Source organism: Ruegeria sp. CI1 (genome assembly GCF_056536925.1).
Genome location: NZ_JBQFQP010000005.1, coordinates 111,073 through 136,338, shown reverse-complemented (window position 1 = coordinate 136,338; position 25,266 = coordinate 111,073). Strand labels below are relative to the sequence as shown.

Sequence of the window (25,266 nt, the reverse complement as noted above, 5' to 3'; positions counted from 1 at the left end):
TCGGATCAGGGCTTTAGCGTCGCTGCTTCACGCGCCAGTTTCTCGATTCCAGCCCAGTCGCCCGCTGCGACCATTCGTTTCGGTGCAACCCAACTGCCGCCTGCGCAGATCACGTTCGGCAAGCTCAGATAGCTGATGGCATTTGCAGGGGAAACGCCACCGGTTGGGCAAAAAGATATCTGCGGCAACGGAGCGCCAATCGCCTTTAGCGCCGCAGAGCCGCCCGATGTTTCGGCGGGAAAGAACTTGAGCATGTCATAGCCCTGCTCCAAAAGACGCATTGCTTCGGTTGCAGTGGCGGCACCTGGCAACAGCGGCAACCCTTCGGACTCGCAGGCGGCAATCAATCTGTCGGTGGCGCCGGGCGACACCCCGAACTGCGCCCCGGCCTGTTTTGCGGCGCGCACGTCGTCGGGCGTGACCAGTGTTCCGGCCCCAACCACTCCGCCCGGCACCTCGGCCATCGCCCGGATCGCATCCAGCGCGGCAGATGTTCTCAGCGTGACCTCCAGCGCGGGCAAACCTCCTGCGATCAAAGCCTCTGCCAGGGGCCGGGCATGAGCTGCATCGTCGATAACAAGCACGGGGACAATTGGGGCGAGTTCGCAGATTTCGCGGGTGCGAGCTGTTTTCATTGTCACGATCTATCCTCCAAACACACTTGCCCCAGCATCGGCAGAACTGACGGCGGAACGGAATGCCGCGAACAGTTCTCGCCCGACGCCAAACTGGTGTGCCGACAAATCGGCCTTGGCTGGCGCGCGGTCCAGAACGCCTTCGGTCAGTATTTCCAGAACGCCTTGCTTGGCATCCACACGCACGATATCCCCGTCGCGCAGTTGAGAAATCGGACCACCATCCAGCGCTTCGGGACAGACATGGATTGCGGCAGGCACCTTGCCCGAAGCCCCGGACATACGCCCATCAGTAACCAGCGCCACCTTTTGTCCCCGCCCCTGAAGGATCGACAGGATCGGCGTTAGCGAATGCAGCTCGGGCATGCCATTGGCCTTGGGTCCCTGAAACCGCACAACCAACACCAGATCACTGGTCAGTTCGCCCGTCTTGAATGCCGCCTTCACTTCGTCCTGGTCGTGGAAGACCCGCACCGGGGCCTCGACACGCCAATGCTCCGGCGCGACTGCCGAGGTCTTCATCACCGCCGTTCCCAATGAACCACTGAGCCGGGACAGCCCGCCAGTCGGCTGAAACGGCTCCGAGGCTGGGCGCAGGATCTTGTCATTGAGGCTGGTCCCAGCCCCCTTCTGCCAGACCAGATTACCATCAATCAGCTTCGGCTCCTGCGTGTAATGATGCAGGCCCTTCCCTGCGACTGTTGTCGTGTCGGGATGCAGCAATCCTTCGTCCAACAGGGTCCCGATGGCATATCCGAGTCCGCCCGCCGCGTGGAAATGGTTCACATCGGCCAGGCCGTTGGGATAGACCCTTGCGATCAGGGGCACCGCCTGGGAAATATCGGAAAAGTCGTGCCAATCCAGAACGATCCCGCCTGCGCGCGCCATTGCGACAAGGTGGATCAGCAGGTTGGTGGACCCTCCGGTCGCCATCAAACCGACAATGCCGTTTACAAAGGCGCGCTCATCAAGAATCTTGCAGACCGGCGTATAGCTGTTTCCCAGGGCGCTTAGCGACAAGGCACGACGCGCGCCTTCTTCGGTCAGGGCGTCCCGCAGGGCGGTATTCGGGGTCACGAAACTGGACCCCGGCAGGTGCAGTCCCATGAACTCCATCAGCATCTGGTTTGTATTAGCCGTCCCGTAAAAGGTGCAAGTGCCCGGCCCATGATAGGCTGCCATCTCGGCTGCCATCAACTCGGCCCGCCCACATTCACCCGCCGCAAACTGCTGACGGACCTTTGCTTTTTCGTCATTGGCCAGGCCGCTGGTCATGGGACCGGCCGGCAGGAAGACCGCTGGCAGATGCCCAAAGGCCTGCGCAGCGATAACCAGCCCCGGAACGATCTTGTCGCAAACTCCAAGAAACACCGCTGCGTCAAAGGTGTTGTGACTGAGCGCCACCCCCGCCGCCATCGCAATCACGTCGCGTGAGAACAGCGACAATTCCATCCCCGCCGCCCCTTGTGTGACGCCGTCGCACATAGCCGGAACACCACCAGCCACCTGCGCGGTGCCACCCGCCGCGCGAGCTGCGTTGCGGATGAGCTCGGGATACCGCTCAAAGGGCTGATGCGCCGAGAGCATGTCATTATAGCTGGTGACGACCCCCAGATGCCCGGCGCTGCCGATAGCAAGCGCCTCCTGGTCTTTACCCGCGCCCGCATAGGCGTGCGCCTGACCACTGCAGGAGAGATGCGCGCGCGCCGGACCAGACGCCAAGGCATGCTCCATCCGGTGCAGATGAGCAGCGCGCAAGTCTTTGCTGCGCTCGATGATGCGCCGCGTGACCTGTTCGATGACCTTATTTACCATCTCACTCTCCGATCTGCCGCCAGCGTCTGCCATCGCGGTGCATCAGCATCAGCGCATCTTCGGGGCCGGAACTGCCTTGATCGTAAAGCGATGGGCGGTCGCGGTTGTCCTCCCAACTCTGGATGACAGGATCGACCCATGCCCATGCAGCTTCGACCTCGTCGCCGCGCATGAACAGGGTCTGGTCGCCGCGAATGACATCCATTACCAGCCGTTCATAGGCGTCCTGCGCGCGGGAATCCGCGCCCAGCGCCTCGGCAAAACTCATGTCCAGCGACACATCCGCCAGCCGGAACCCGCCCGGACCCGGATCCTTGATGGTGGTGCTCAGAGTGATGCCTTCGTCCGGCTGCAGGCGGATCACCAGTACGTTGCCGCGCAGGTGGCCGACATTGGGAAATATCGTATGTGGCGGGTCGCGGAAATACACGGCGATTTCGGATTCCCGTGCACGCAGGCGCTTGCCCGTTCGCAGATAGAACGGCACCCCGGCCCAGCGCCAGTTGCCGACACGCACCTTGAGCGCAATGAAGCTTTCGGTGCGGCTTTCCTTGTTGCCCACGTGATCGATAAAGCCGTCTGCACCCTTGTCGGCGCGATACTGCCCGCGCGCGATGTCACCGGGTTCCACCGGCTCAAGTGCCTCTATTACCTTGACTTTCTCGTCACGAACCGCGTTGGGGTTGAACTTTGACGGGGGTTCCATCGCGATGAGACAGAGAAGCTGGATCAGGTGATTCTGGATCATGTCCCGCATGGCACCGGACCTGTCATAATAGGCTTCGCGTCCCTCGATTCCGACGGTTTCGGCCACGGTGATCTGAACATGGTCGATATGGGTCGAATTCCACAAAGGTTCGAACAGCGAATTGGCGAAGCGCAGCGCCATCAGGTTCTGAACGGTTTCCTTGCCCAGATAATGATCAATGCGATAGATCTGATGTTCTTTGAAACAACCACGCAATTCCGCGTTCAGGGCCTGCGCCGAGGACAGGTCATGACCGAAAGGCTTTTCGATGACGATACGGCTTTCCAGAGTGGCCAGACCGTAGTCGTGCAACCGCCGCGCGATGCCGGAAAAGAGCGACGGGCCGACCGACAGATAGAAAGCGCGCACCGCGTCAGGGCGCAGGGAATTGACCAGATCGGACCAACCCGAGTCGCCCAGCGCATCAACCGGAATATATTCAACGCGCTCCAGGAAACGAGCCAAGATGTCCGATTTGTACTGGGGTGCGAACTGCCTTATGCCATTTTGTACAAGTTCCCGGAACGCCACGGCGTCCATATCAGAACGCGCCGAACCGATAATCCGGGCCGCGTCCGGCATCTGCCCGACCTCGAACCGGTGATAAAGACCGGGCAATATCTTGCGTTGCGCCAGATCGCCAGTCGCGCCGAACAGTACCAGATCGAACGGGTCAACCGGTATCACGCGTGAAACCATGTTCTGGGCTCCTCCTGAAATTTACCCGCCCTTGATGATATAGCGGTCGAGCGTCCGCTTCAAAGCCGTTATGTTAGCGTTAACATATTCATGTTGCTTCATACCAATTATGGCATGGATTGCAAGGCAGGATTCCCTTGTGCTTCAGAGACCCGCACCGATGATGACAGAAGTCCTGAGAAACCCTTGTTTTCTGAACGACCCAAGGTCGGCTCTTCCCAAACCAGTCTTCTGTGGTTTGTGCAGCGAAAGCCGGGCGTGAGTCCAACCTGTGAATTCGATTTTCGTGCTGCACGCGCTCGCAGCACTGGAAATGCCGCAGAGGCGTAAATTTCAGCGCCGCCGAGCAGCGGAAAGACCGGCCATTTGCGACCAAGCAGAAACTCTCAGAGGGCCACGTACAGGGTGCGGGGCGAAGGGTGAATTCGCCTAAGTGCACACCAATGACGGCCATGGAAAAATCTTCGGTCGGTTCCGGGGCAGAAGTAGTTGTTCGAAGAATAAATCGGTCAACCCGAGCCCATGGAATGCCAAACCTTTGTGAATTTTCATGTGTTTCTAATTATTTGCCCGCGCCGTTCACCAAACGGGTTCGTATTCTTGTTGCCTTGCTGACTGTCGGCTTTGCTGCGTATTCTGAAATATCCATGCAACCATGCGTCGGGGGGTCAATTGCACAAGCAACCTGTTATCGGTTCGGAAAATCTGCTGTTGAATATTTCCAGGCTCGCACGAGTCATCGACGACAGCCAAAACGCAGAGGAGACATATCAGTTACTAACCAAGGGAGTATGCGAGCATTCCAAATGGGATATCAGCAGTATTCAAGTGTTGGATCCCGAAGCGGGTCTGGCCATTCCGATTGTCCGATATGACCCGTATTACGGCGGCGACCTGAGCAAGGTCCCTGGCTGGGATGCGCGATTTTCTCCTGTGGGCCAGGTTCTGGAACAGCGCGAGCCGCTGATCATGCGCGATGTTGCGGCGCAGGATGACTTTCCGAGTTTCCGGGATGATGCGCGGCAGCGCGGTTATCACACTGCAGTCATGATACCGCTTGACGTGCGCGATTCCGGGCAACGCCAGATGGTCTATTCGGTCGCATCGAGGAAGGTCGTCGATGTCAGCGCCGCCGACCTGGGCTTTCTGCAATGCGTGGCGGAACTGACAAATATCGCGATGCGCAAGATGCGCAAACTGGAGGAGGAGCGTCAACAGGCGCAGAGACTGAAGAGCATTCTCGAGAACATGACGGCTTCGCTCAACAAGACGCTGGAATCCGAAGCGACGGATTCATTGGCCGAAGGCCTTAGTAGCCTGTTCCCTGCGGGGTGGCTGGCAGTCGATCTGACATCGGGCCGGGGATTGTTCAACCCCGCCGCCCCACCGCCACTTCAGTTGTCGACGGCAAGGCGCCTGCCCGACGATCTGATCCGTGCGGCGCTGGCTGCCAGAAACCTGGCGAGCGAAGAGCTTGTGGATTTGCGTATCGATGGCTCGCGGATTCGTGCCGAAGTTAGCGCCCTGCAAATTGATGGCAGGCACGTGGGCGCGTTGTTCTTTTTCCGCAACGCGGTTCTGAGCGATCATGAGAGGATCGCCGCACAGGCGGGCCGGCTTGCCTTGTCATCATTCATATTGCGCAGCTTCATCGAGTTCCGGTCCCGGCGGGTCACAGCGCGGCGGCTTTTGTCGCGCCTGCTCAACGGCGACTGGAAAGACCTGGATGAAATACTTGACGAGGCGCATGTGCTGGATTTCGATCTGCAAACAGACATGCGTCTGGTTATGCTACGACTACCCACAAACCATGCCATAGATGTGGGCGCGCACAGTTTCATCCAACGTAACGCTCAGGCAAGTTTCGGCTCCGTCATCTCCTGTATACTGGAAGGCGACCTTGTCCTGTTGGTCAGCGACGCAGAAGACCGCGCGGCGAAACAAAAGACGACGTTTCTGTCACGCATCCTTTCCGTGCTCCCGCAGGGCATCGCACTGGTGATGTCGGAAAGGATCGGCAGTATCGATGGGCTTACCGCCGCGCGGCAGACCTGCGCGAACACGTTGGCGGTGGCGCATTCTCTGAAACAGACAGGTTGGGTCAGCCAGGTCAATATCGGCGATTTTCCGGTTCTGATGGCCTCGGCTGATGCGACGATGATTCAGAATTTTCTCGATAATGTCCTACCCGCGCCGCTAACCTGTGCATCGCGCAAGGCCCGGATCGCCCGGGAAACTATCGAGGTGTTCCTGCGGGCCGGCCGACGCTATCAGGAGGCCGCGGATTGCCTGGGCATTCACGTCACGACTTTGCGCTACCGGATAGAACAGATCAGCGACCAATATGGCGTCGATTTCAACGATTCGGATAAATGCTTTGAGTTTGATCTGGCATTGCGCCTTACGAAACTGATGAATTCATATGAAACGTAGGAAAAATACTTTTTGATCTAGATCAAACTGGTGGAAGCCGCGGGCCTGATTCCCTCTCTAATCTGACCGGGAACGGACAGGGAATCAGCGCGTATGGCGGCTCGGGCACAAGATGGCGAAAACGATCAGCGCTTGCGTTTGCGACAGGCATTCGGCAGCTTCACGACCGGTGTAACCGTCGTTACTGCGCGTGCCGAGGATGGAACGCCCATCGGGTTTACCGCCAACTCCTTTACATCGGTTTCTCTCGAGCCGCCCCTGCTGCTCGTGTGCCTCGCCAAGACCTCTTCCAACGTCGGCCACTTCTCCCGGGCTGGCTGCTTTGCGGTAAATATTCTTGGCGAGGCACAAAAAGATGTGTCCACCCGATTTGCCAGCCGGGTGCCTGACCGTTTCGAGGGAACCGACTGGACCGAAAGCATGTCAGGTAGTCCGCTCATCGGCGGGGCGGTTGCCTGGTTCGACTGTGAAACCGACAATCTGGTGGACGCGGGCGACCACATCATCCTGATCGGACGCATCACCGGGTTTCATCAGACTGACGGTCGCCCGCTGGCCTATTTGCGCGGGCATTACCTCGAACTGGGATTGGCAGAGACCGCCGCGGATTCTGTTTCGCATCACGGCGGTGTCCGGGTGGGTTGTCTGCTGGATCGTCAGGGCGAGGTTCTGCTGCGGCACACCGCCGAAGGCTGGAGCCTGCCCATGGGCGATGTGCGCCCCGTCTTTCGCGAGAGCCGCGCCTCGCTGGAAAGGGGGCTGGCTGACGCCGGGATCAATGCGGAACTTGGGTTTCTCTACTCGGTCTTCGATGCGCCCTCGGGCAACGCGACCTGGCTGATCTTTCACGGAGAAATGGAAGACGGTTCAGTGCCCGATGATCTGCGGCTCTTTCCGGTAACCGACCTGCCACTGCAAGAGATCGCCTCGCGGCCCGTGCAGTCGGTCCTGCGGCGTTACCAGACAGAATATCGCGATGCGCGTTTCGGACTGTACGTGGATGGCACCGACAGTCCCGGCCGGATCAACCCGATCGACCGCCAATCGACCCCGTGGAGCAAATTGCTAGCAGAACAGGAGAACGTCACGTGACCGCATTTACCGTGGCAAGCATTCAGGATACGTGCCTGCCGATCCATTTCGGGGGTGCCTTTCGCCAATCGAACGGCGCAGAGATCGAATGTTTCGATCCCACCACCGGTCGGATCTGGTGCAGGATATCCGACTGCACCGATGCCGAGGTGGATGCCGCGGTCGAAGCTGCCCGCGATGCGATGCGTGATCCTGCGTGGTGTGACATCACCCAAAGCCAGCGCGGATTGCTGATGCTGAAGCTGGCGGAAATCCTTGAACGCAATATCGATCGCATCGCCGAAATCGAGGTGAAGGACAACGGCAAGCTATTGCGTGAAATGCGGGCGCTGGCACAGGCGTTGCCGGTGGGTCTGCGCTATTTCGCGGGTATGGCCGACAAGATCGAGGGCACAACGATACCGGTCAACAAACCCGACATGCTTAATTTCACGGTACGCGAGCCGTTGGGCGTGATTGGGGTCATCATTCCCTGGAATTCCCCGCTTTACATGATGATCCGCGCTATTGCGCCCGCGCTGGCCTGTGGCAACGCGGTGGTCGTCAAACCGTCCGAACATGCCTCGGCGGGGGCCGTCGCATTCGCCGAAATGGTGGCAGAGGCGGGATTCCCCGACGGAGTGTTCAACGTTGTCACAGGCTACGGCCATAGCGCCGGCAACGCGCTGATCACCCACCCCGGCATTGCCAAGATCGACTTTACCGGCGGTCCTGCGACCGGTCGGGTCATTGCGCGAAACGCCGCTGATCAACTGACGCCAGCCACGCTTGAGCTGGGTGGAAAGTCGCCCAACGTGGTGTGTGATGACGCCGATCTGGATGCCGCGGCCAACGGTGTGGTCGCGGGAATTTTTGCTGCTGCCGGTCAAACCTGCGTGGCAGGTTCGCGTTGTTTCATACAGGAAAGCGTTTATGACGATGTGGTTGCCCGCATCATCGACAGAACCCGCGCCATCACGATCGGTGATCCACGACGGGATGACGTGCAGCTCGGCCCTCTGGCGCTGTGGTCACAGGTTGAAAAAGTCGCTGAATTTGTCGAAAGCGCCAAGTCACAGGGCGCCACGCTGGCCTTTGGCGGTGGTCGTCCTTCGGGCTTGGGTGAGGGGTGGTATGTCGAACCTACCATTTTCACCGATGTGACCAACGACATGCGGATTGCCCGGGAAGAAGTGTTCGGCCCGGTGCTGTCCATCCTGAAATTCCGCGACGAAGATGACCTTTTAAAACAGGCCAATGACAGCGACTTCGCGCTGGCCTCGGGCATCTGGACGCAGAACATCAATCGCGCGCTGCGCTTCATGCGCAGGATCGAGGCCGGGATGGTCTGGATCAACACCTACCGCAGCCCTTCCGTGATGTCGCCCGTGGGTGGCTTCAAGGACTCAGGCTACGGCAAACACAACGGCTTTGCCGCCATCGAAGAGTACAGCCGCATCAAGACAGTCGTGATCGACTATTCCGGCGCCCAGCAGGACGCCTTTGTGATGCGGATCAACAAATAGGACCAACACATGAAATTTTCCATTATCGTGAACATGGCCCGTTTCGACACATCCAAGACAATGGATGTGGTGGCCGATGAGGCACTCGATCTGGTCAGAATAGCCGATCAGGGCGGGTTCGACATCATTTGGACCGCCGAACACCATACGATCGAGCTGACGATTTCCCCGAACCCGTTCCAGTTGCTGGCACATTGGGGCAATCACACCAAGAACGCCCGGCTTGGTACGGCGGTGGTCGCGGCGCCCTATTGGCATCCGATCCGGCTGGCCGGTGAGGCGGCAATGTGTGACATCCTGACCGGTGGCCGGCTGGAGCTGGGTCTGGGTCGCGGTGCTTATCAGTACGAATTCGACCGCATGGCCGGTGGCATGCCCCAGGGCGAGGGCGGCAGATACCTGCGCGAAATCATCCCGGCGGTTCAGCGGCTGTGGGAAGGTGACTATGCCCATGACGGAGAGTTATGGAATTTCCCTTCAGTGGCGTGTGTGCCTAAACCGCTTGGCAAACCGCCCAGCATGTGGGTGGCGGCGCGTGATCAGAATACGTTCGAATTCGCGCTGAAGAACAATTGCAACGTCATGTCCACAGCCCTGCGCAAAGATTTTTCCGAGGTCGAAGACCTTGTCGAAAAATTCGGCAATGCCAGCAATGCAGCCGGAAACCCGGCCCGTCTGGAACATGCCACTTTGCGGGTCTGCTGTGTCTATGACGATCCCGGCGTACTTGATACGGCGGTAAAGTCGGTGGTTAACTTCGGGCGCAACTTCGAAAACCTGTTCAAGAATTCCGGCGCGGTGACCGACGGGTTCCCCGAGCCGGTGGATTTCGACACGGTCGCCGGACGCGGGGAATATCAGGCCGAAAACCTGAAACAGAACCTGCTGTTCGGTACGCCGGATGAAATCATCGAAAAGCTGGAACGCTATCAGGCCGCAGGAATCAACCACATCATGATCGGCCCCACCTTCGGGTTGCCGCATGACGTGGCGGTGCGAACCGTCGAGCTGTTCGGCGAACGCGTCATCCCCTATTTCCGTGCCAAGGAAATGGCGGCCTGACGGCTCGCGGGATGGGAAATGCAAACAACAACAGGGAGCCAAACCAATGACTGATCAAAACAAAATGGCGGGTCTGAGCCGCCGCAAATTCCTAAGCACGTCGCTTTATGCCTCTGCTTCTGTGGCCGCGCTCGGCGTTGCAAGCCGCCCTGCCATGGCCGCCGTCGACCTGTCAGGCCGCGAGATGGTGTTCGCCAGCTGGGGCGGAAGCTATCAGGCTGCACAGGAGGCTGCCTATTGCAACCCGTTCATGGAAGAAACCGGCGCTCTGATTATCCAGGACGGCCCGATGGACGGTTCCAAGCTGCGCACCATGGTGGAAGCGGGCGAACCAATCTGGGATACGGTTGACGTAACCGACACCTTCCTCTTTGCCAATGAAGACCTGTTCGAGGACCTGGATTTTGACATTGTCGATGCCAGCGAGCTGGACCAGGCGTACGTTCACCGCAAGGGGATCGGCTGTATCGTGTGGTCTTACAACATTGGCTACAACTCCGATGTCGTGGGCGACAATGCGCCGCAAAGTTGGGCAGATGTCTTTGATGTCGAGAAATATCCGGGCAAGCGCGCTTTACGCGACCGGGTCTATCCGATGATGGAGATTGCACTGATGGCCGACGGTGTCGCACCCGAGGACCTTTATCCGCTGGACGTGGATCGTGCCTTTGCCAAGCTCGACACCATCAAGGATCATGTGATCTGGTACAGTTCCAACTCTGTCAGCCAGCAACTATTCGTCGACAAGGAAGTTGGAGTCGGTGTGATCCTCAACGGACGCGCGTTCGACGTAAACCAAAAAGGGGCACCGGTGAACATCAGCTGGAACCAGAACATCCGGTCGATCGACTATCTGGTGATTCCCAAAGGGGCACCAAACGCCGAGGTCGCGCAGCACTTCATGAACGCAACAGCGGACGCCGACAATCAGGCACTGATGGCTAACACGCTGGCCTATGCGCCGGTGAACCCTGCTGCCTTTGCCAATGTCAACGAGGACGTTTTACCTTGGCTTGCCACGAGCGAGGACAATCAGGCCAAGGGGTTCCTGATCCGAGCCGATTACTGGCGCGACAACCTTGCAGAGCTGACCGAACGCTGGACAGAGTGGAAGCTAACCTGACGTAAACCAACCGGAGACGCTGCGCGATGTTCCTGAAGGATCGTAACATCTGGCTACTGGCACCGGCAGTGCTGTTGGTCGGGTTATGTTTTCTCTATCCCGTTAGCTGGCTGTTACAGCGCAGCGTCTCTGAACCCGTCTGGGGTTTGCAGAATTACATCACGATTTTTTCCCGAACGATCTATCTGGGTGTTCTGTGGAACACCGTGGCGATTGCCGGGGCAACGACGATTTTATGCGCGTTGATCGGGTTTCCTGTCGCCTACTCTATGGTTCATTCAAGCCCCTGGGTGCGCAAGGTTCTGATCTTTTCGGTCCTGATCCCGTTCTGGACCTCGATCCTGGTACGCAGTTTCGCCTGGCTGGTGATCCTGCAACGCGGCGGGATCATCAACGACATCCTGATCGGCATCGGCCTCCTCACAGAACCGCTGGACCTGGTTTACAACCGTTTTGGAGTGTTGCTGGGAATGGTGCAGGTGCTGTTGCCCTTCATGGTCTTTCCCCTGTTCTCCGTCATGGCGCGCATCGACGGGTCGTATTTCAAGGCCGCCACCAACCTTGGCGCCACCCCCATCCGGGCGTTTTTCCGGATCTACCTGCCGCTTTGCCTGCCGGGGTTGGCAACCGGGGCGATGCTCGTCTTCATCATCGCGCTTGGGTATTTCATTACCCCGGCTTTGCTGGGTGGCCGCGGCGATATCATGATCGCACAGCTGATCTTCGAGAGGATCGACGAATTCGGCGACTGGCCGCTGGCGTCCGCCCTGGCCATCGTTCTGCTGGTCGGGACCGGCCTGCTGTTCCTGCTGATCAACGCCCTCCTCAAGATCAAGGGAAGGCGCATCTGATGTTCCATTCCGATCGGTTCTGGGGCGGGGTGCGCGGCGTGATCAACGTTCTGTTGGTCATCTACATGTTGTCGCCGCTGGTGATTACCTTGGTAATCTCGTTCAGTTCGGCGCTGTACCTCACCTTCCCACCGCCTGGCTTTTCGCTGCAATGGTACGAGAAGATGTTCAACAATCCGACTTGGACGAGAACGCTCTGGACGTCGGTGAAGATCCTTTTGCCCACTGCAATCATCGCCACAATATTTGGCACCGCTGCTGCACTTGCGCTCAGCCGGATGCAAAGCAAATGGGCAATAGCGATCCGTGGTATCCTGATGGCACCGCTGATTATCCCGGTGATCATCACTGCCGCTGCGATCTTCGGCGTGTTCCGGATTTGGGGCCTTTACGGTACACTCTCCGGGCTGGTCATCGCGCATGTGATCCTGACCCTGCCCTTTGTTCTGTCGACTGTAAGCGCCAATCTGGCCGTGTTCGACAAGCGTCTAGAGGACGCCGCCGCAAATTGTGGCGCACCCCCATGGACTGCATTCCGCCGGGTTACCCTGCCGCTGATCGCGCCCTCGGTGATGTCAGGCATGTTGTTTGCAATGGTCATCTCTTTTGACGAACTCGTTGTATCGCTGTTTCTATCGACACCAAGGGTGCGCCCGGTAACGGTGCAGATGTGGTCGAACGTCAAGGGTGACACTGACCCGACCATTGCCGCCATCGCGACAGTGCTGTTCTTGTTTTCTCTCTTCGCCCTTCTGATGGATGGGCTTGCGCGACGCCGTTCCGGCCGTGCGCCCGGGCTGTAAGGACCTCCCAGATGACCGACCCAATTCTCAAACTTTCTGAAATCGGCAAGGCCTATGGAAGTGTTGTTGCTGCCAAGGATATCAATCTTGATGTTGCACCGGGCGAATTTGTCACTTTCCTTGGGCCCTCTGGGTCGGGCAAAACCACTACCTTGATGATGGTTGCAGGTTTCACCGAACCAACCAAAGGACATATCCAGCTGGAAGGCAAACCACTTGATCCGATCCCGGTATGGAAACGCGACATCGGCATGGTGTTTCAACATTATGCACTGTTCCCGCATATGTCTGTGGCCCAAAACGTAGCCTTTCCGTTAGAGATGCGAGGCGTACCCAAGGCGGACCGCCGCGCGCGGGTCGAGGAAGCGATGGAAATGGTGGGTCTGGCCGGGTTTGGCCTGCGTTTGCCCAAGGAACTGTCGGGGGGTCAACAACAGCGCGTGGCTCTGGCCCGCGCCATGGTGTTCAAGCCTCGGCTTCTTTTGATGGATGAACCTCTTGGTGCGCTCGACAAGAAACTTCGCGAGCATATGCAGATCGAAATCATGCATTTGCACAAGAACCTTGGTGCAACTGTTTTGTACGTTACCCACGATCAGGAAGAGGCATTGGTGATGTCCGACCGAATTGCCGTATTCAACGAGGGTCGTATTGAGCAGATCGGCACACCGCACGATCTCTACGAGGCGCCCCAGACCAAATTTGTCGCTGACTTCATCGGCGAGACCAATTTCGTTTCCGGCCGGATCGAAGCGGCGACAGGGAAAAATGCCAAGGTGCGTGGTCTCAGCGGGCAGATGGATGCTCCTCTGCCTGAGGGCGCGGCTGCTGTTCTGGCTATCAGGCCCGAGCGGCTTCACGTCGTGGGCGGGACAAATGCATCAGGCGATGACAACACGCTCAGCGGCACCGTATAGGAGCTGATCTACCTCGGACAGTCGCGCAAGGCGATCATCGCACTTGAGGACGGCACAGAAGTGATCGCATTGGAACAAGCCGCGCAGGCCGAGGCGACCGCGCTCGAAATCGGATCGCAGGCAACGCTCAGTTTTAGGTCGCGGGATGCCCGGATTCTTGCGGATGTTTAAGCGCGGAGCGGCGGTAGCGCTCAACTACCGTGATGAAGGAACCGGCCCCCCGGTTTTGCTGATCCATGGCGTGGGTGCCGATTTGGAAAGTTGGGATGGTGTGCTGTCACACATGTCGCCGGATCGGCGTTATGTTCGTTATGATCAGCGCGGGCACGGGCAATCACAGCGAACGCCGGGGCCTTATACGCTGGATGATCTAAGTGGCGATGCCGTCGCTTTGCTGGATCATCTGGGGTTGAACCGTGTTTCGGTCATCGGCTTTTCTCTGGGCGGTCTGGTGGCGCAATCCCTGGCGCTGTCTCATCCTGACCGTGTGCAATCCCTTACTCTGGTTTCTACCGTCGCGGGTCGCACACCTGATGAGCAGGCCCGCGTCAACGAACGTGCCGAAACCCTTGCGCGCGAAGGAGCGACAACCCATCTGTCCAACGCCGTTGATCGTTGGTTCACCCCCGAATTCGCCGCGGCCCACCCCGAGGTACTGGAGGCGCGCCGTCAGAAATCCCTGCAAAATGACCCAGATTGCTACGTCGCCGCTTATCGCGTGCTTGCAGGCAGCGATCTGGGGGATCAACTCGAACGTATCGCCGTGCCGACGCTGATCATGACTGGCGAAAAGGACATTGGTTCTAATCCACGCATGTCGGAATTCATCCATGCACGGATCGCCGGATCAGAACTGCACATCCTGCCTCGCCTCAAACACTCGGTGCTGCTGGAAGCCCCCGATCAAATTGGTGGCCTGATTGACCCATTCCTCGCCGCCAATTGTGGCACCTAACCCCAAATAGGCAGAGAACATATGACACCCGAAGTTCGCAAATACGTCGCCTTTGTCGAAGACACTCTGATCGAAGGCCACAAACCGGCAACCCCGCCATTGCGTATGGCCGCCGTCGCCGCCGTTCTGAAAAACCCGTGGTCTGGTCGGTTTGTCGAGGATCTGCGCCCCGAAATTCACGCTTTCGCTCCGGTGCTCGGAGAGGAGATGGTCGGCCGGCTCATGCCGCTGGTGGGTGGCGGCGAAAACGTCGAGGCGTTTGGAAAATCCGCCATTGTTGGCGTGAACGGTGAGGTCGAACACGGATCAGCCCTAATCCATACCCTGCGGTTTGGCAATTTTTTGCGCGACGCGGTGCAAAGCATTGAGTTCATTCCGTTTTCAAACAAACGTGGCGGGCCGGGCAATTCGATCACCATGCCGCTCAAGCATATAACCCGGGGCGGTGCGCGCTCTCACTTTATGACCGTAGAGTTTAACATTCCCGATGCGCCCGCCGCCGATGAAATCCTGATCGCGATCGGCGTGGCAACAGGTGGCCGCCCGCATCATCGCATCGGTGATCGTTTCAAGGATATGGAAGATCTCGATCACGATCAAACCGTGCGACCCCGCCAAGATTAGAAACCCGCCTGCCAACGACCACAAATTAGATGGTATTGCAGCCCTTTCGGCTGCGCGCAGCACTGGTGGATCTGGGCTCTTCACAGCCATGCTGTGTCGCCGCGATCCGCGATGATGACACGCTCTGAGACAGTCCTTTGGCCAAGTCCTCGCACCTTCCGGCCAAACATCCGCAACTGCACGGAGTTCCCGAATTTTCGAGATATTCGTGTGCCGTTTGCTATCTGGCAGCGGGCATTCTGGCAAGGAGCGGCGGATTCAACGGCTGAGCCCATTTTGCAAATGCTGCGAGATACACAAATAGCGACCTTACACTCAAAGCTGTCTTTCAAAGTTGGAATGTTTTGGTTGGGTTGATCCGCAAAAAGGGGTGGCGCCGATATTGACGCCACCCAGGTTGCGCGAACTCATCGCGACAGGGAGGTCATATTCGCGAGTGTGACTCAGTTTAGGAAACTGTCCTCCGACATGGGTCCAGGGATTGGCAGACCCAGGCGGGAAATGACTGTTGGGGCGAGCTGGGTAAGTTTCAGGGCCGTTTCGGGATCGGGGCCGTTTGCTCCGCCGAAGTAATAAAGGGCGACGTCTTGCTGGTCTTCACCGCGCCCGCCATGGCGACCGCGCAGCGACTGGCGGTGATCGGCGGCAACGATCACCTCGTAGCCGTTGTCACGCCAGCGCCGGATATAGGGCGTCAGCTGAGCGTCGAGGGCGCAGCACGCGCCGTCCATCTCTTCACAGTCATGTTTGAACCTGTGGCCCATGCTATCAAGCGTGCAGGTGTGCAGAATGCCGAAATTGAGGTTGTAGCGCTCTGTCAGCATCGTCAGCGTCGCGAAGAGGTCGGCATCACTGGGCGTCATCTGGTTGGCCGACCAGTACCCCGCCATCGTGTGGAAGCGGCCATGGTTGATGCTGCCGCTCTCAGGCTCGTCATATTCGATGTCGCGGACCGGATCGAAGGGCGCGTGGTTGAAAAACTCTGACCAGTAGGAATGGGCCACGGCCCGGTCACGCCACCCCGCTTGCGCACCTCCGAAAAGATATCGGGCATCGAGAAGCGAAACACATCGTGGTTGCCGGTCGATCCATGTACGGCAGGCACCACGCCGGTATGGATCGAGGCATCGCAAGAGGCCGAGGTCGAGGGCAGCGGGGGCTCTGATGATGTGACCCAGAAGGCAATATTTTGGAACTGGATCAATCTATCACTCAATAAGACCAGCCCTTGGCGCAACTGCAGCGAAATGGCGCTTTGTCCTGCGTGGATGGCTCCTGCAAAGCAAGACATTTTTGAGGTGATTTGCATTTTGTCAGAAGCGGTCTTGTGTTCGGCCTTTAGACGCGGTGCACGTGACCGCTGGCCCTGATGGTTTACGCGACCCGCGCGGCGAGGTCAGTTAGCAGATATTCCCGTCCAGTGGCGTTTGGCCGCTTCGGGCTGCGACATGCCGACTGCATCCGCAAAAACCAGTTCACATGGCAACGGCAGCCGTGGCCTCGAACCCGACGACCTCGACGCGTTCATCGCCCATGTTGCAGACCATCTTTGACAAACTGCAACCTCTGCTGTGAGGGGCTGGCCAATCGGGTGCTATTTTGTCTGGAGCCGGGTCATCCCCCTCAAACAGCTTCCCCAACGCCGCCCTGTCCGGCCCGTGCTGCAGCAGGCCCAGCATCAGCAGCAGGCGGGCCTTGGTCGATGGCAGGTCTCCGGCGAGGATGCAGCCCGCTTTCTGCAGCGTCGCGCCGCCGCCCTGATCGCCATAGATCGGTTCGACCCGGCCATGGGGAACGCGGGTGGCGATGACCACGGGCAGCCCCCTGGACAGAGCGTATTCGATGGCCTTGAAGGTGGCGGCGTTCACGTTGCCCGCGCCGACGCCTTCGACCACCAGCCCCCTGGCGCCACTGTCGACGGCATGACGCAGCAATCCGCCGTCAGAGCCGGCATAATCCATGATGATCGGGATGTCGGGAAAGTCTTGCGGCATCGGCTCGGGCAGCGGCAGGCGGATACGGTTCACCCGGTCGTTGAGGCGCTGCACATCGGTGCCCAGGACATAGCCCAGATACCCTTTTTCGCCCGAGTTGAAGGTCTGGACGTTGGTTGTCTGGGTCTTGCGCACGTGGCGGGCGGAATTGACATAGCGGTTGAGGGTCACGGTCACGCCCCAGTTTCCGGCATTGGGCGACAGCACCTGTGCGACGGCGGCATGGATGTTGCCGGGGCCGTCGGGGTTGGGACTGGAGGCGTCGTTCATCGCGCCTGTGAACACCACCGGCTTGCCGCTTTTGAGCGTTACATCCACGAAAAACGCGCCCTCGGCCATGGTGTCGGTGCCGTGGGTGACGACCGCTCCGGCAATGTCGGGGCGTGCGAGCACCGCGTCCAGATCGGTGCTGAGCCTGGCCCAGATCAACGGGGTCATTTGCGAGGAATCGATGTTGCTGACCTGCAGCACGCCGATATTGGCCAGTTTGGACAGGCCCGGCACGGCGGCAACCAGATCCTTGGCCGAGACCGCCGGAACCGCGCCGCCGGTCTTGGGGTCGGTGCGTTCGGCGATGGTGCCGCCGGTGGCCAGCACCGCGACATTGGGCAAGTCGGGATTGCGCGAGGCGAAGTCGAGCTTTGGCGCGCCGTCCTGCGCCGATGCAAGCCCGGCTGTCAGGCCAGGTAGAAAGGCGATGGCGAGTGCGCGCAGGAGGCGGGTCAGATTGGGTTTCACGGGGTCCCTTTCGGCTTGCTGTGCTTCGGATGTTCGATGGCAAAGTGCGCATAGAGCAGCACCGCCAGCGCAAAGGCGGCGGTGGTCCAGAACACCGCCGGAAAGCTGCCGGTCATGGCATAGACCGTGCTGCAGAGCGCCATGCCGAGGGTGCCGCCCAGAAGCTGGCTGCTGAGCACGATGCCGCCCGCCTGCCCCTGCATCGCGGGCGGCACCGACATCATCACCGCGCGCTGCGGCGGCACGAACAGAAAGGATACGGCGACGCCCGACAAAAGCAGCCCGGCAAGGATCAGCGCGTGGCTGTGCATCCCCATACCCAGCGCCACCGCCGAAATACCAAGCATCGACCCCAGCACCCCCATGAGCGACGGGCCACGGGTTCCGAACCTGTCCGCGGCCTTGCCCGCAAAGGGGGCCGAGAACATCGGCGGCGCCACGGCGGGCAACAGCGCTACGCCCGCCATCAGCGGCGACAGGCCCATCGCGGTTTGAAAATACATCGCGCCAAAGACATAGCTGGCGATCTTTACATATTGGGCCAGGAACACGATCAGGTTCGAGGCGGCGAAGGTCGGGTTGGAAAACAGGCGCACCGCGATCAGGGGCGGTGTGAATTTCAGCTCGGCCGGGATCAGCAGCGCCAGCAGCACCAGCCCCAGACCCAGCGGCAGAACCACGTCCGCGCGGGTCCAGCCGCGGTCCGGCCCCTCCATTATGGCAAAGACGGTCAGGGTCAGGCCGGTGACCAGCAGCACAAGGCCACGCCAGTCGAACCGGTCCTCGGGCACGCGGTCGGGGTCGCGCCAGAACCGCCAGGTGACCGCCGCCACGACCAGAACGATCGGCGGGTTGATCCAGAAGATCCAGCGCCAGGAGAGGTATTCGGTCAGCAGCCCTCCGACCACCGGCCCCAGCGCCAGAAAGGTGGTGCCGATGGAGCCGTAGATGCCCAGCGCCATGCCGCGCTCATCCTCGCCGAAGGACATCGAGACCAGCACCAGAGACAGCGGAAAGATCACCGCGGCCCCGATACCCTGCATCATGCGCGCCAGCATCAGGGTTGTGCCGCTGCCCGCCATCCCGGCGACAGCCGAGGACAGGCCGAACAGCACCAGCCCCGCCACGACCAGCGCCCGCGTGCCCAGAATGTCGCCCAGTCTGCCCGCCGCTCCGGCCAGCGCCGCCAGCGTCAGCAGATAGACGTTCACCACCCAATGCGCGCCCAGCGCGGTCAGGCCGATCTCGGCCTGGATGGTCGGCAGGGCGACGCCGACGACGGTTTCGTCCAGCAGGATGACCCCGAGGATCACCCCCATCGCGCCCAAAATCCACCAGCGTGTGTTGTCTTGGCCTTTCGTCAATGGACAGGTCCTGAAAGCATGGATCAAATCGCAAAATCGCCCCTGCATTAAGCCTACGCGCAGGGGCGTGCGTCAAGTTGGCGGGTTTTGGCCACGGGTCTGGCGGAAATGCCGCCACCTGGCGGTTGCGGGTTTCAGAGCTCTGGCCTTTTGGACGGAGGTTGCAGTAACCTGCGCGCAATCAACCAAAGGCGCGAGCATGATCCGATACGAATACAAGGTGGTCCCGGCCCCGCAAAAGGGCACCAAGGCCAGGGGTGTCAAAACGGCAGAGGGGCGGTTTGCCCTTTCGGTGCAACAGTCGCTCAACGCCCTGGCGGCCGAGGGGTGGGAATATCTGCGGGCCGAACTGCTGCCCAGCGAAGAGCGCAGCGGGATCACGGGAAGCACGGTCAACTGGCGCAACGTGCTGGTCTTTCGCAGGCCGCTGGCGGAGGGCAGCGAGCCGACAACTGCGGAAGTCGAGATGCCCAGTCACACGCCCGAGGGCATCCCGCTGGCCCGCCCGGTTCCGGGGCCCGGCACGATTTCCGGCCCGGCGCGGATCTCGCAGGAGTCGAATGATCCGCCGTTGTCTTTCAAGAGGGCCGAGACACAGCCCGAACTGGACGAAGAAGAAAAAACCTGACGGCGCAGGTGAAAAACACGCCGACTGTCTGTTCCTTGACGGACCTGAGCGGCCCGGACCAGACTGAAAACGCCGGCATACTTGATTTGGGTGACCCGTTTTCACGGCGCTCGGACGGTCGTGTCATTCAGTTGGGGAACCTGTCTTGGAAGCCGCAGGGGTCGAGACCTATCTGATTCTTGTCGCCGCCGGCGTTCTGGCGGGCGCCACCAATGCCATTGCCGGTGGCGGGACGTTTTTCACCTTTCCAGTCCTGATATGGGCGGGCCTGCCCCCCCTGGTCGCCAACACGACGAACATGGTGGCCCTGACGCCCGCCAATCTTGCGGCACTTCCGGCATTCCGCCCTCAGTTGAAGCGTCTTGGCCGGAATTGCCTGACGCCCGTAGGCATTGGCGTTCTGGGCGGAACGCTTGGTGCCTTGTTGCTGTTGTACCTCGGCGAGGCAGCCTTTGCCTCGGCCGTGCCATATCTCATCGGATTTGCGACGGTCTTGTTTTCGACCGCGCCCGGAATTCGGCGGGCAATTCTGGTATTGAGGATCGGTTCGGCCCGCATATGGGCGTTTTTGCCGGTTGCGGTGCTTTTTCTCTTTTCTGTTTACGGCGGATACTTTGGCGCGGGCCTGGGGCAGATCCTGTTGGCCGCGCTGATACTGAACGGACACGCAGATCTGCATGAGGCCAACGCGTTGAAAAATGCGGTGGTTTTCGCCGTGAGCATCGTGGCGGTCATAATTTTCGGCCTCAGCGGTTCGGTGTCGTGGCCATTCGCTGTGGTCATGATGGTCAGCTCTTCCATAGGTGGTTATCTTGGCGGATTTCTGTCTCTGATGGTTCCTCAGTCGACGCTGCGCGCAGGCATCATAGCTTTTGGACTGTTCCTGACCGGATACTATTTTTGGCAAGGCGCGTAGTCGGGCATTCGTGCAGGCGGTCTTCGCTGGCGCATGAAAGCGGTGTCGCGCGCAAGAACGGCAGTTGCGGTATTCAGGACACTCGGCGGCAAGGCGCAGGTCGTTGTCCCGTCGCGCGACGGATCAGCGGAACGTAAACAGCTCCAGCGGCTGTTCCAGCCCTGCCAGTTCGAAAAAGCCGAGGCTGGCGAGATCGCGGCTGGCGAGGGAAGCGACCGGCGCGGTGACCAGCACGGGCCGTTGGGTGGTTTTGCAAAGCGCCTCGACCCGGCTTGCGGTGTTCACCGCCTTGCCGATCACGGTGAAATCCAGCCTGTCCGGCGCGCCGACATTTCCGAAAAACACCGTGCCGCGGTGGAGCGCAATTCCCGTCTGCAGGGGCCGCCAGGCCGTGACCCCGGCAAGAGCGGCGGGATCGGCGTTCAGGGCATCGAGTGCGCCCAGCGCCTGTTGTGTGGCGGAGAGTGCGGCCTGTGCTGTGGCGGTCTCATCGCTGAAGGCCGCAAAGGGAAACACCGCCAGCATCCCGTCCCCGATGAATTTCAGGACATCGCCGCCCTGCGCGATGACCGCACTGGCGAGGCATTCGAAATAGGCATTCAGGACGGCTGTCAGCTGACCATCGGTCATCTGGTCGGAAAGCCGCGTGAACCCGCGCAGGTCCGATGCCCAGATGATCGCCTCGACCGCGGCACCGGAACCGCGCCGGATCGAGCCGTCGAGAACCTGACGGCCGGCATCCGAGCCGAGATAGGTGCTGGCGATGTTTTGGGAAATCCGCTCGGCGATGTGGCGTTCGACATGCAGAGCGAAAATGCGCAACAGGCGCTCGATCTGGCCGAACTCTTCGTCCGAATACCCACCCTGCTGCCGTGTCGCAACGGTTGCCGCATTGTGGTTGGCGCCGCCGGAGCGGAGGGGAAAGGCCGCGTATTCGGTATATCCCTGCTCGGCGAGGTCGCCCAACAACGGGCCATGCTTGGCCCGTCTGGACGGATCGAGGCGTGCACGGAAGCGTTCGCCATGATCGATCACCCGGGACAGCGGATTGCGGCGGTAGGCATCCGTCATGCGCACCGACTGGTCGATGACACCCTCGTCGCAGAAACCGTCGTCGCTGTTCCACATCCAGACATAGCCCAGGACCTGCGGGTGCAGAGTGCCGACATGCAGGCTGCTTCGTTCCACCGGCATCCCGGCCTTGAGCATGCGCCACAGGAATTCCTGATAGAATTCCAGAAGATCCCCGGCGGCAAGCGCGTCTTCGAGCAGCCATGCCTCGATCTGCGCGGGGGTTTGGCTGGGCAGGCGGTCGGGGGCGAAGGTTGCGCGGCGCAACAGGGTGACGGTGTCGGAATATGTGCGGGGCGACGGATCAAGCCCCGCTTTGAACACCGGTTTGCCCTGCGTCTCAGGAGGTTGCATGCGGCCACTCCGATCCATGAATGTGATCTTGCAGGTTCGACCTTAGCGCCTTGTCGGGACGCGCGGCAAACCGGTGGCAGCGGTCGGGCTGCGCCCGATACGCTGTTCAATCCGGCAGACCGGCCTGCCGCAGATGATCGCAATCCCTGTCCAGGTTACGGGGATCGCGGTAAAGCTGCGTTTTCTTCCACGAAGATATCGTGAAGTTCGGGCGGTGTTTCAGCAGCGTTTGCGCCTCTTGCCGGGCCGTGTCGATATCGCCGGTTTCGGCATGGACAATCGCAAGATCCAGATGGCCGAAGCCCTCGACGATGTCGCTGTATTCCCTGAAGGCCTCGATGGCCCTGGCGTGTCGCCCATCGAGCCGCAACGCAAAGCCAAGCACGCCCGCATACCATCCGGGATAGTACGGGTTGAGCGTGATGGCCTGCTGCGCGAAACGGATCGCCTCGGTAACCTGCCCGTTGAAGGCCAGCGTCAGCGAAAGCCGGGCGGCGACATCGGCGTGGTTCGGATTGAGCGCCAACGCCGTGTTGAATTTGCGGATCGCGGCGTCGAGATTTCCGTCGATGGCCTCGGCAAAGCCGTCGATCGCGTGGGCCTCGGGATTGTAGCTGTCGATCTGCAGGGCGCGCTGCGCGCATTCGCGCGCCTCGGCCAGTGCTGCGGCGCGATCCGGCGTGAAATCGTGCCGTGCCTCGACGGTGCAGACATGCCCGAGGGTGCACAGAGGGGCCGAGTAGGATGCATCCAGCGCAATTGCGCGTTCGGCGAGACGGCGGGCCTCGGCATAGCTTTCTTTCGTGACTTTCCGGCAGCATTCGACCGCCTTGAGTTGCGAGGTCCACGCCTCCATGTTGGTGGTTCCCGATCCGCGGAAGCGGGCCATTTCGCCTTCGAGCAGTTCGACCCGAAGCTCTGTCGCGATCTTGAGGGCAATCTCGTCCTGCACCTCGAAGACATCCTCGAGGTGCCTGTCGAAACGGTCGGCCCAAAGATGCATCCCCGATCTGGCGTCGATGAGCTGGGCGGTGATCCTGACCCGGTCGCGGCTTTGCCGCACGCTGCCTTCCAGAACCAGATCGAGACCCTGTTCCAGCCCGACCTGTTTGATGTCGACGGAACGCCCCTTGTACACAAACGTGGAATTGCGCGCGACCACCAGCAGTTTCGGAAGCTTGGAGAGCGTGGTGATGATCTCTTCGGTGATGCCGTCGGCAAAAAACGCCTGATCGGGATCCGAGGACAGGTTGTCGAACGGCAGCACGCCGATCATGAGGGACTGGGCATGGGTTTTCGGCGTCACGCGCGGCGGCGGCGCCTCGGGCGGGGACCATTGAAACACCGGGACGGGCGCGGGCAGGTTCTTGAAGTTGCGATCTCCGGCCCGGCGAAAGATCTTGGCCAGTTCTTCGTCGACACTGCGCTGGACCACGTCGGAAATCAGCACCGTACCCGGTTCAGCCTCGGCCTGAAGGCGAGCGGCCAGATTGACGCCGTCGCCAAAGATGTCGTCATCGTCAAAGGCGACGTCGCCCAGATGTACCCCGACCCGCAGTTGCAGCGCGGAATGCTGCGCCGTGCCGCTTTGAAGATCGAGGGCGCAGCGCACGGCGTCGGAAACCGCCGCAAACTCGACCAGCCAGCCGTCGCCCATGCGCTTGATCACGTTGCCCAGATGATCGGCGACCATCGGCTCGAACACGTCCTTTCGCAGTTTGCGAAGCTCGGTGAGCGTTCGGTTTTCGTCAGCCTTCATCTGCCCCGAATAGTTCACGACATCGGCAGAGAGGACTGCGGCCAGTTTTCTGGTCGGCGGCATGGCGATACTCGATCCAACTTGATCCGGCCAGCTTAGCGCGGGCGCCTGCCGTGTCAAAGCGGTGCCGCCCTGCGCGGACCAGCGCGGCGCTAGCTGCCGATATCCAGCGACAACGCATGGATGCGGGGGACGATGTCACCCAGGGCGGCATGCACCGCGCGGTGACAGGCGACGCGGGATTTGCCGGCAAAGGCCTCGGCGCGGATGCGGACATTGAAATGGCTTTCGCCACCTTCGCGATATCCCGCGTGGCCGCGATGGCTTTCGCTGTCGTCGATCACGTCAAGCTCGCGCGGCTCAAACGCCTGGGTCAGGCGGGTACGGATGTCTTCGGTCATGCTCATTTCTGCTCATGCGGCAAAATAATTGCCGCTCCCCTCTTCTATCTTCGGCCACTTAGACTAAACTGCTGCCTCCGAGTCGAGAAGACGAGTTCGTAAGGAGCAGCGCCATGGTGAAATCAGACCCGTTCGGGTTCGACATGTCGGTCTCATCCGCAAAGAAGAAAAACCCGCGCGGGCGGCGGGGCATGTCGGGTGCGTCCGAGACCTCGACCCGCCTCTGCGACCACGAGGGATGCGAAGAGGCGGGCAAGTACCGCGCGCCAAAGGCGCCGGACGTTCTGGACGATTTCTTTTGGTTCTGCCAGCAGCATGTGCGCGAATATAACCAGAAATGGAACTTTTTCGACGGCACCACCGAGGCCGAGCTGAACGCGCAGCGCTCGAAGGACAAGGTGTGGGAGCGTGAGACCAAGCCCTTCATCGATCCCGAAACCCGCGCCTGGGCGCGGCTGGGCATCGAGGACCCGCATCAGGTTCTGGGCGAGAATGCCACCAAGAACCCGGGCCGTGCCGCCGCCGGAGGCCGCCGCCTGCCGCCGACCGAACGGCGCGCCATCGAGATCCTTGAGGCCAAGGACAGCTGGACCAAGGCCGAGGTGCGATCGGCCTACAAGAAGCTGATCAAGGTGCTGCACCCCGACATGAACGGCGGCGACCGCAGCCAGGAAGACCAGTTGCAGGAAGTGGTCTGGGCCTGGGATCAGATCAAGGACAGCCGCAATTTCAGATAAACGTCGCGCCCGGCGGTTGCGGCGGAATTCGGGTATTCGAGA

22 protein-coding genes and 1 pseudogene are annotated in these 25,266 nt (G+C 60.2%); 14 read left to right on the top strand and 9 right to left on the bottom strand.

The window, feature by feature from the left end; translation table 11 throughout:
- Positions 1-5 precede the first annotated feature (5 nt).
- From eda to zwf, 3 genes are read right to left on the bottom strand one after another with little or no spacing between them, the layout of a single operon-like run.
- Positions 6-635: a bifunctional 4-hydroxy-2-oxoglutarate aldolase/2-dehydro-3-deoxy-phosphogluconate aldolase gene (eda, locus tag ACR0LZ_RS07680; RefSeq protein ID WP_480749336.1), complete on the bottom strand. Its 630-nt coding sequence runs from the start codon at positions 633-635 to the stop codon at positions 6-8.
- Positions 636-644: 9 nt separating this feature from the next.
- Positions 645-2,450 (bottom strand): phosphogluconate dehydratase, encoded by a 1,806-nt coding sequence (edd, locus tag ACR0LZ_RS07675; protein WP_480749204.1) that lies wholly within the window; start codon positions 2,448-2,450, stop codon positions 645-647.
- 1 nt (position 2,451) lies between these two features.
- The gene (gene zwf, locus ACR0LZ_RS07670; RefSeq protein ID WP_480749203.1) at positions 2,452-3,897 is read right to left on the bottom strand and encodes a glucose-6-phosphate dehydrogenase; all 1,446 of its coding nucleotides are present in this window, start codon (positions 3,895-3,897) and stop codon (positions 2,452-2,454) included.
- 624 nt (positions 3,898-4,521) lie between these two features.
- Between zwf and ACR0LZ_RS07665 the strand changes: the two genes are divergently transcribed.
- The 11 genes from ACR0LZ_RS07665 to ACR0LZ_RS07615 all read left to right on the top strand — a co-directional run bounded on the left by ACR0LZ_RS07665 (position 4,522) and on the right by ACR0LZ_RS07615 (position 15,262).
- The gene (locus tag ACR0LZ_RS07665) at positions 4,522-6,330 is read left to right on the top strand and encodes a helix-turn-helix domain-containing protein (RefSeq protein ID WP_480749202.1); all 1,809 of its coding nucleotides are present in this window, start codon (positions 4,522-4,524) and stop codon (positions 6,328-6,330) included.
- Positions 6,331-6,423: 93 nt separating this feature from the next.
- Complete coding sequence (locus tag ACR0LZ_RS07660; RefSeq protein WP_480749201.1) at positions 6,424-7,422, top strand: flavin reductase; 999 nt, start codon at positions 6,424-6,426, stop codon at positions 7,420-7,422.
- The gene (locus tag ACR0LZ_RS07655; protein ID WP_480749200.1) at positions 7,419-8,927 is read left to right on the top strand and encodes an aldehyde dehydrogenase; all 1,509 of its coding nucleotides are present in this window, start codon (positions 7,419-7,421) and stop codon (positions 8,925-8,927) included. The genes ACR0LZ_RS07660 and ACR0LZ_RS07655 overlap by 4 nt, the downstream gene beginning before the upstream one ends.
- Before the next feature lie 9 nt (positions 8,928-8,936).
- Complete coding sequence (locus ACR0LZ_RS07650; RefSeq protein WP_480749199.1) at positions 8,937-9,989, top strand: LLM class flavin-dependent oxidoreductase; 1,053 nt, start codon at positions 8,937-8,939, stop codon at positions 9,987-9,989.
- Between the two features lie 46 nt (positions 9,990-10,035).
- Positions 10,036-11,112, top strand: coding sequence for an ABC transporter substrate-binding protein (locus tag ACR0LZ_RS07645; RefSeq protein ID WP_480749198.1), 1,077 nt, complete (start codon positions 10,036-10,038; stop codon positions 11,110-11,112).
- Positions 11,113-11,138: 26 nt separating this feature from the next.
- Positions 11,139-11,963 (top strand): ABC transporter permease, encoded by an 825-nt coding sequence (locus tag ACR0LZ_RS07640; RefSeq protein WP_480749197.1) that lies wholly within the window; start codon positions 11,139-11,141, stop codon positions 11,961-11,963.
- The gene (locus ACR0LZ_RS07635; protein ID WP_480749196.1) at positions 11,963-12,766 is read left to right on the top strand and encodes an ABC transporter permease; all 804 of its coding nucleotides are present in this window, start codon (positions 11,963-11,965) and stop codon (positions 12,764-12,766) included. The genes ACR0LZ_RS07640 and ACR0LZ_RS07635 overlap by 1 nt, the downstream gene beginning before the upstream one ends.
- 11 nt (positions 12,767-12,777) lie before the next feature.
- Complete coding sequence (locus ACR0LZ_RS07630; RefSeq protein ID WP_480749195.1) at positions 12,778-13,683, top strand: ABC transporter ATP-binding protein; 906 nt, start codon at positions 12,778-12,780, stop codon at positions 13,681-13,683.
- Between the two features lie 3 nt (positions 13,684-13,686).
- On the top strand, positions 13,687-13,854 hold the full coding sequence (locus ACR0LZ_RS07625; RefSeq protein ID WP_480749335.1) for a TOBE domain-containing protein: 168 nt from the start codon (positions 13,687-13,689) through the stop codon (positions 13,852-13,854).
- A complete protein-coding gene (locus ACR0LZ_RS07620; protein WP_480749194.1) occupies positions 13,847-14,638 on the top strand; it encodes an alpha/beta fold hydrolase in 792 nt (263 codons plus the stop codon). The genes ACR0LZ_RS07625 and ACR0LZ_RS07620 overlap by 8 nt, the downstream gene beginning before the upstream one ends.
- 21 nt (positions 14,639-14,659) lie before the next feature.
- Positions 14,660-15,262, top strand: a complete 603-nt coding sequence (locus tag ACR0LZ_RS07615) for an amino acid synthesis family protein (RefSeq protein ID WP_480749193.1) — start codon at positions 14,660-14,662, stop codon at positions 15,260-15,262.
- A gap of 443 nt (positions 15,263-15,705) precedes the next feature.
- Here ACR0LZ_RS07615 and ACR0LZ_RS07610 read toward each other — a convergent pair.
- The 3 genes and pseudogenes from ACR0LZ_RS07610 to ACR0LZ_RS07600 form a co-directional block, all read right to left on the bottom strand.
- Positions 15,706-16,457, bottom strand: a pseudogene (locus ACR0LZ_RS07610) (alkaline phosphatase family protein); the annotation flags it as partial.
- A 280-nt stretch (positions 16,458-16,737) separates the two neighbouring features.
- Complete coding sequence (locus tag ACR0LZ_RS07605; RefSeq protein ID WP_480749192.1) at positions 16,738-17,994, bottom strand: asparaginase; 1,257 nt, start codon at positions 17,992-17,994, stop codon at positions 16,738-16,740.
- Positions 17,991-19,358 carry an MFS transporter gene (locus ACR0LZ_RS07600; RefSeq protein ID WP_480749191.1) on the bottom strand — a complete coding sequence of 456 codons (1,368 nt, stop codon included), beginning with the start codon at positions 19,356-19,358 and terminating at the stop codon, positions 17,991-17,993. Before ACR0LZ_RS07600 ends, ACR0LZ_RS07605 begins: the two co-directional genes overlap by 4 nt.
- A gap of 199 nt (positions 19,359-19,557) precedes the next feature.
- On the opposite strand from ACR0LZ_RS07600, the gene ACR0LZ_RS07595 reads away from it, so the two are divergent.
- Both ACR0LZ_RS07595 and ACR0LZ_RS07590 read left to right on the top strand, forming a co-directional pair.
- Positions 19,558-19,986 (top strand): DUF4177 domain-containing protein, encoded by a 429-nt coding sequence (locus ACR0LZ_RS07595; protein WP_480749190.1) that lies wholly within the window; start codon positions 19,558-19,560, stop codon positions 19,984-19,986.
- A gap of 145 nt (positions 19,987-20,131) precedes the next feature.
- The gene (locus ACR0LZ_RS07590) at positions 20,132-20,902 is read left to right on the top strand and encodes a sulfite exporter TauE/SafE family protein (protein ID WP_480749189.1); all 771 of its coding nucleotides are present in this window, start codon (positions 20,132-20,134) and stop codon (positions 20,900-20,902) included.
- A 123-nt stretch (positions 20,903-21,025) separates the two neighbouring features.
- Here ACR0LZ_RS07590 and ACR0LZ_RS07585 read toward each other — a convergent pair whose 3' ends face one another.
- The 3 genes from ACR0LZ_RS07585 to ACR0LZ_RS07575 form a co-directional block, all read right to left on the bottom strand.
- Positions 21,026-22,327: an adenylate/guanylate cyclase domain-containing protein gene (locus ACR0LZ_RS07585; RefSeq protein ID WP_480749188.1), complete on the bottom strand. Its 1,302-nt coding sequence runs from the start codon at positions 22,325-22,327 to the stop codon at positions 21,026-21,028.
- 106 nt (positions 22,328-22,433) lie between these two features.
- Entirely contained in the window at positions 22,434-24,149 is a 1,716-nt protein-coding gene (locus tag ACR0LZ_RS07580) for a tetratricopeptide repeat protein (RefSeq protein WP_480749187.1), read from the bottom strand.
- An 89-nt stretch (positions 24,150-24,238) separates the two neighbouring features.
- Positions 24,239-24,493 (bottom strand): BolA family protein, encoded by a 255-nt coding sequence (locus ACR0LZ_RS07575; protein ID WP_480749186.1) that lies wholly within the window; start codon positions 24,491-24,493, stop codon positions 24,239-24,241.
- 107 nt (positions 24,494-24,600) lie between these two features.
- Here ACR0LZ_RS07575 and ACR0LZ_RS07570 point away from each other — a divergent pair, with 107 nt between their 5' ends.
- On the top strand, positions 24,601-25,224 hold the full coding sequence (locus ACR0LZ_RS07570) for a J domain-containing protein (RefSeq protein ID WP_480749185.1): 624 nt from the start codon (positions 24,601-24,603) through the stop codon (positions 25,222-25,224).
- The last annotated feature ends 42 nt before the right edge of the window (positions 25,225-25,266 follow it).

Bases quoted from the DNA above. Each gene is read 5' to 3' on its own strand.
- ACR0LZ_RS07575 (WP_480749186.1), bottom strand. From the start codon at position 24,493: ATGAGCATGACCGAAGACATCCGTACCCGCCTGACCCAGGCGTTTGAG.
- ACR0LZ_RS07615 (WP_480749193.1), top strand. From the start codon at position 14,660: ATGACACCCGAAGTTCGCAAATACGTCGCCTTTGTCGAAGACACTCTG.
- eda (WP_480749336.1), bottom strand. From the start codon at position 635: ATGAAAACAGCTCGCACCCGCGAAATCTGCGAACTCGCCCCAATTGTC.
- ACR0LZ_RS07620 (WP_480749194.1), top strand. From the start codon at position 13,847: ATGTTTAAGCGCGGAGCGGCGGTAGCGCTCAACTACCGTGATGAAGGA.
- ACR0LZ_RS07585 (WP_480749188.1), bottom strand. From the start codon at position 22,327: ATGCAACCTCCTGAGACGCAGGGCAAACCGGTGTTCAAAGCGGGGCTT.
- edd (WP_480749204.1), bottom strand. From the start codon at position 2,450: ATGGTAAATAAGGTCATCGAACAGGTCACGCGGCGCATCATCGAGCGC.
- ACR0LZ_RS07630 (WP_480749195.1), top strand. From the start codon at position 12,778: ATGACCGACCCAATTCTCAAACTTTCTGAAATCGGCAAGGCCTATGGA.
- ACR0LZ_RS07660 (WP_480749201.1), top strand. From the start codon at position 6,424: ATGGCGGCTCGGGCACAAGATGGCGAAAACGATCAGCGCTTGCGTTTG.
- ACR0LZ_RS07570 (WP_480749185.1), top strand. From the start codon at position 24,601: ATGGTGAAATCAGACCCGTTCGGGTTCGACATGTCGGTCTCATCCGCA.
- ACR0LZ_RS07640 (WP_480749197.1), top strand. From the start codon at position 11,139: ATGTTCCTGAAGGATCGTAACATCTGGCTACTGGCACCGGCAGTGCTG.
- zwf (WP_480749203.1), bottom strand. From the start codon at position 3,897: ATGGTTTCACGCGTGATACCGGTTGACCCGTTCGATCTGGTACTGTTC.
- ACR0LZ_RS07650 (WP_480749199.1), top strand. From the start codon at position 8,937: ATGAAATTTTCCATTATCGTGAACATGGCCCGTTTCGACACATCCAAG.
- ACR0LZ_RS07580 (WP_480749187.1), bottom strand. From the start codon at position 24,149: ATGCCGCCGACCAGAAAACTGGCCGCAGTCCTCTCTGCCGATGTCGTG.
- ACR0LZ_RS07645 (WP_480749198.1), top strand. From the start codon at position 10,036: ATGACTGATCAAAACAAAATGGCGGGTCTGAGCCGCCGCAAATTCCTA.
- ACR0LZ_RS07595 (WP_480749190.1), top strand. From the start codon at position 19,558: ATGATCCGATACGAATACAAGGTGGTCCCGGCCCCGCAAAAGGGCACC.
- ACR0LZ_RS07635 (WP_480749196.1), top strand. From the start codon at position 11,963: ATGTTCCATTCCGATCGGTTCTGGGGCGGGGTGCGCGGCGTGATCAAC.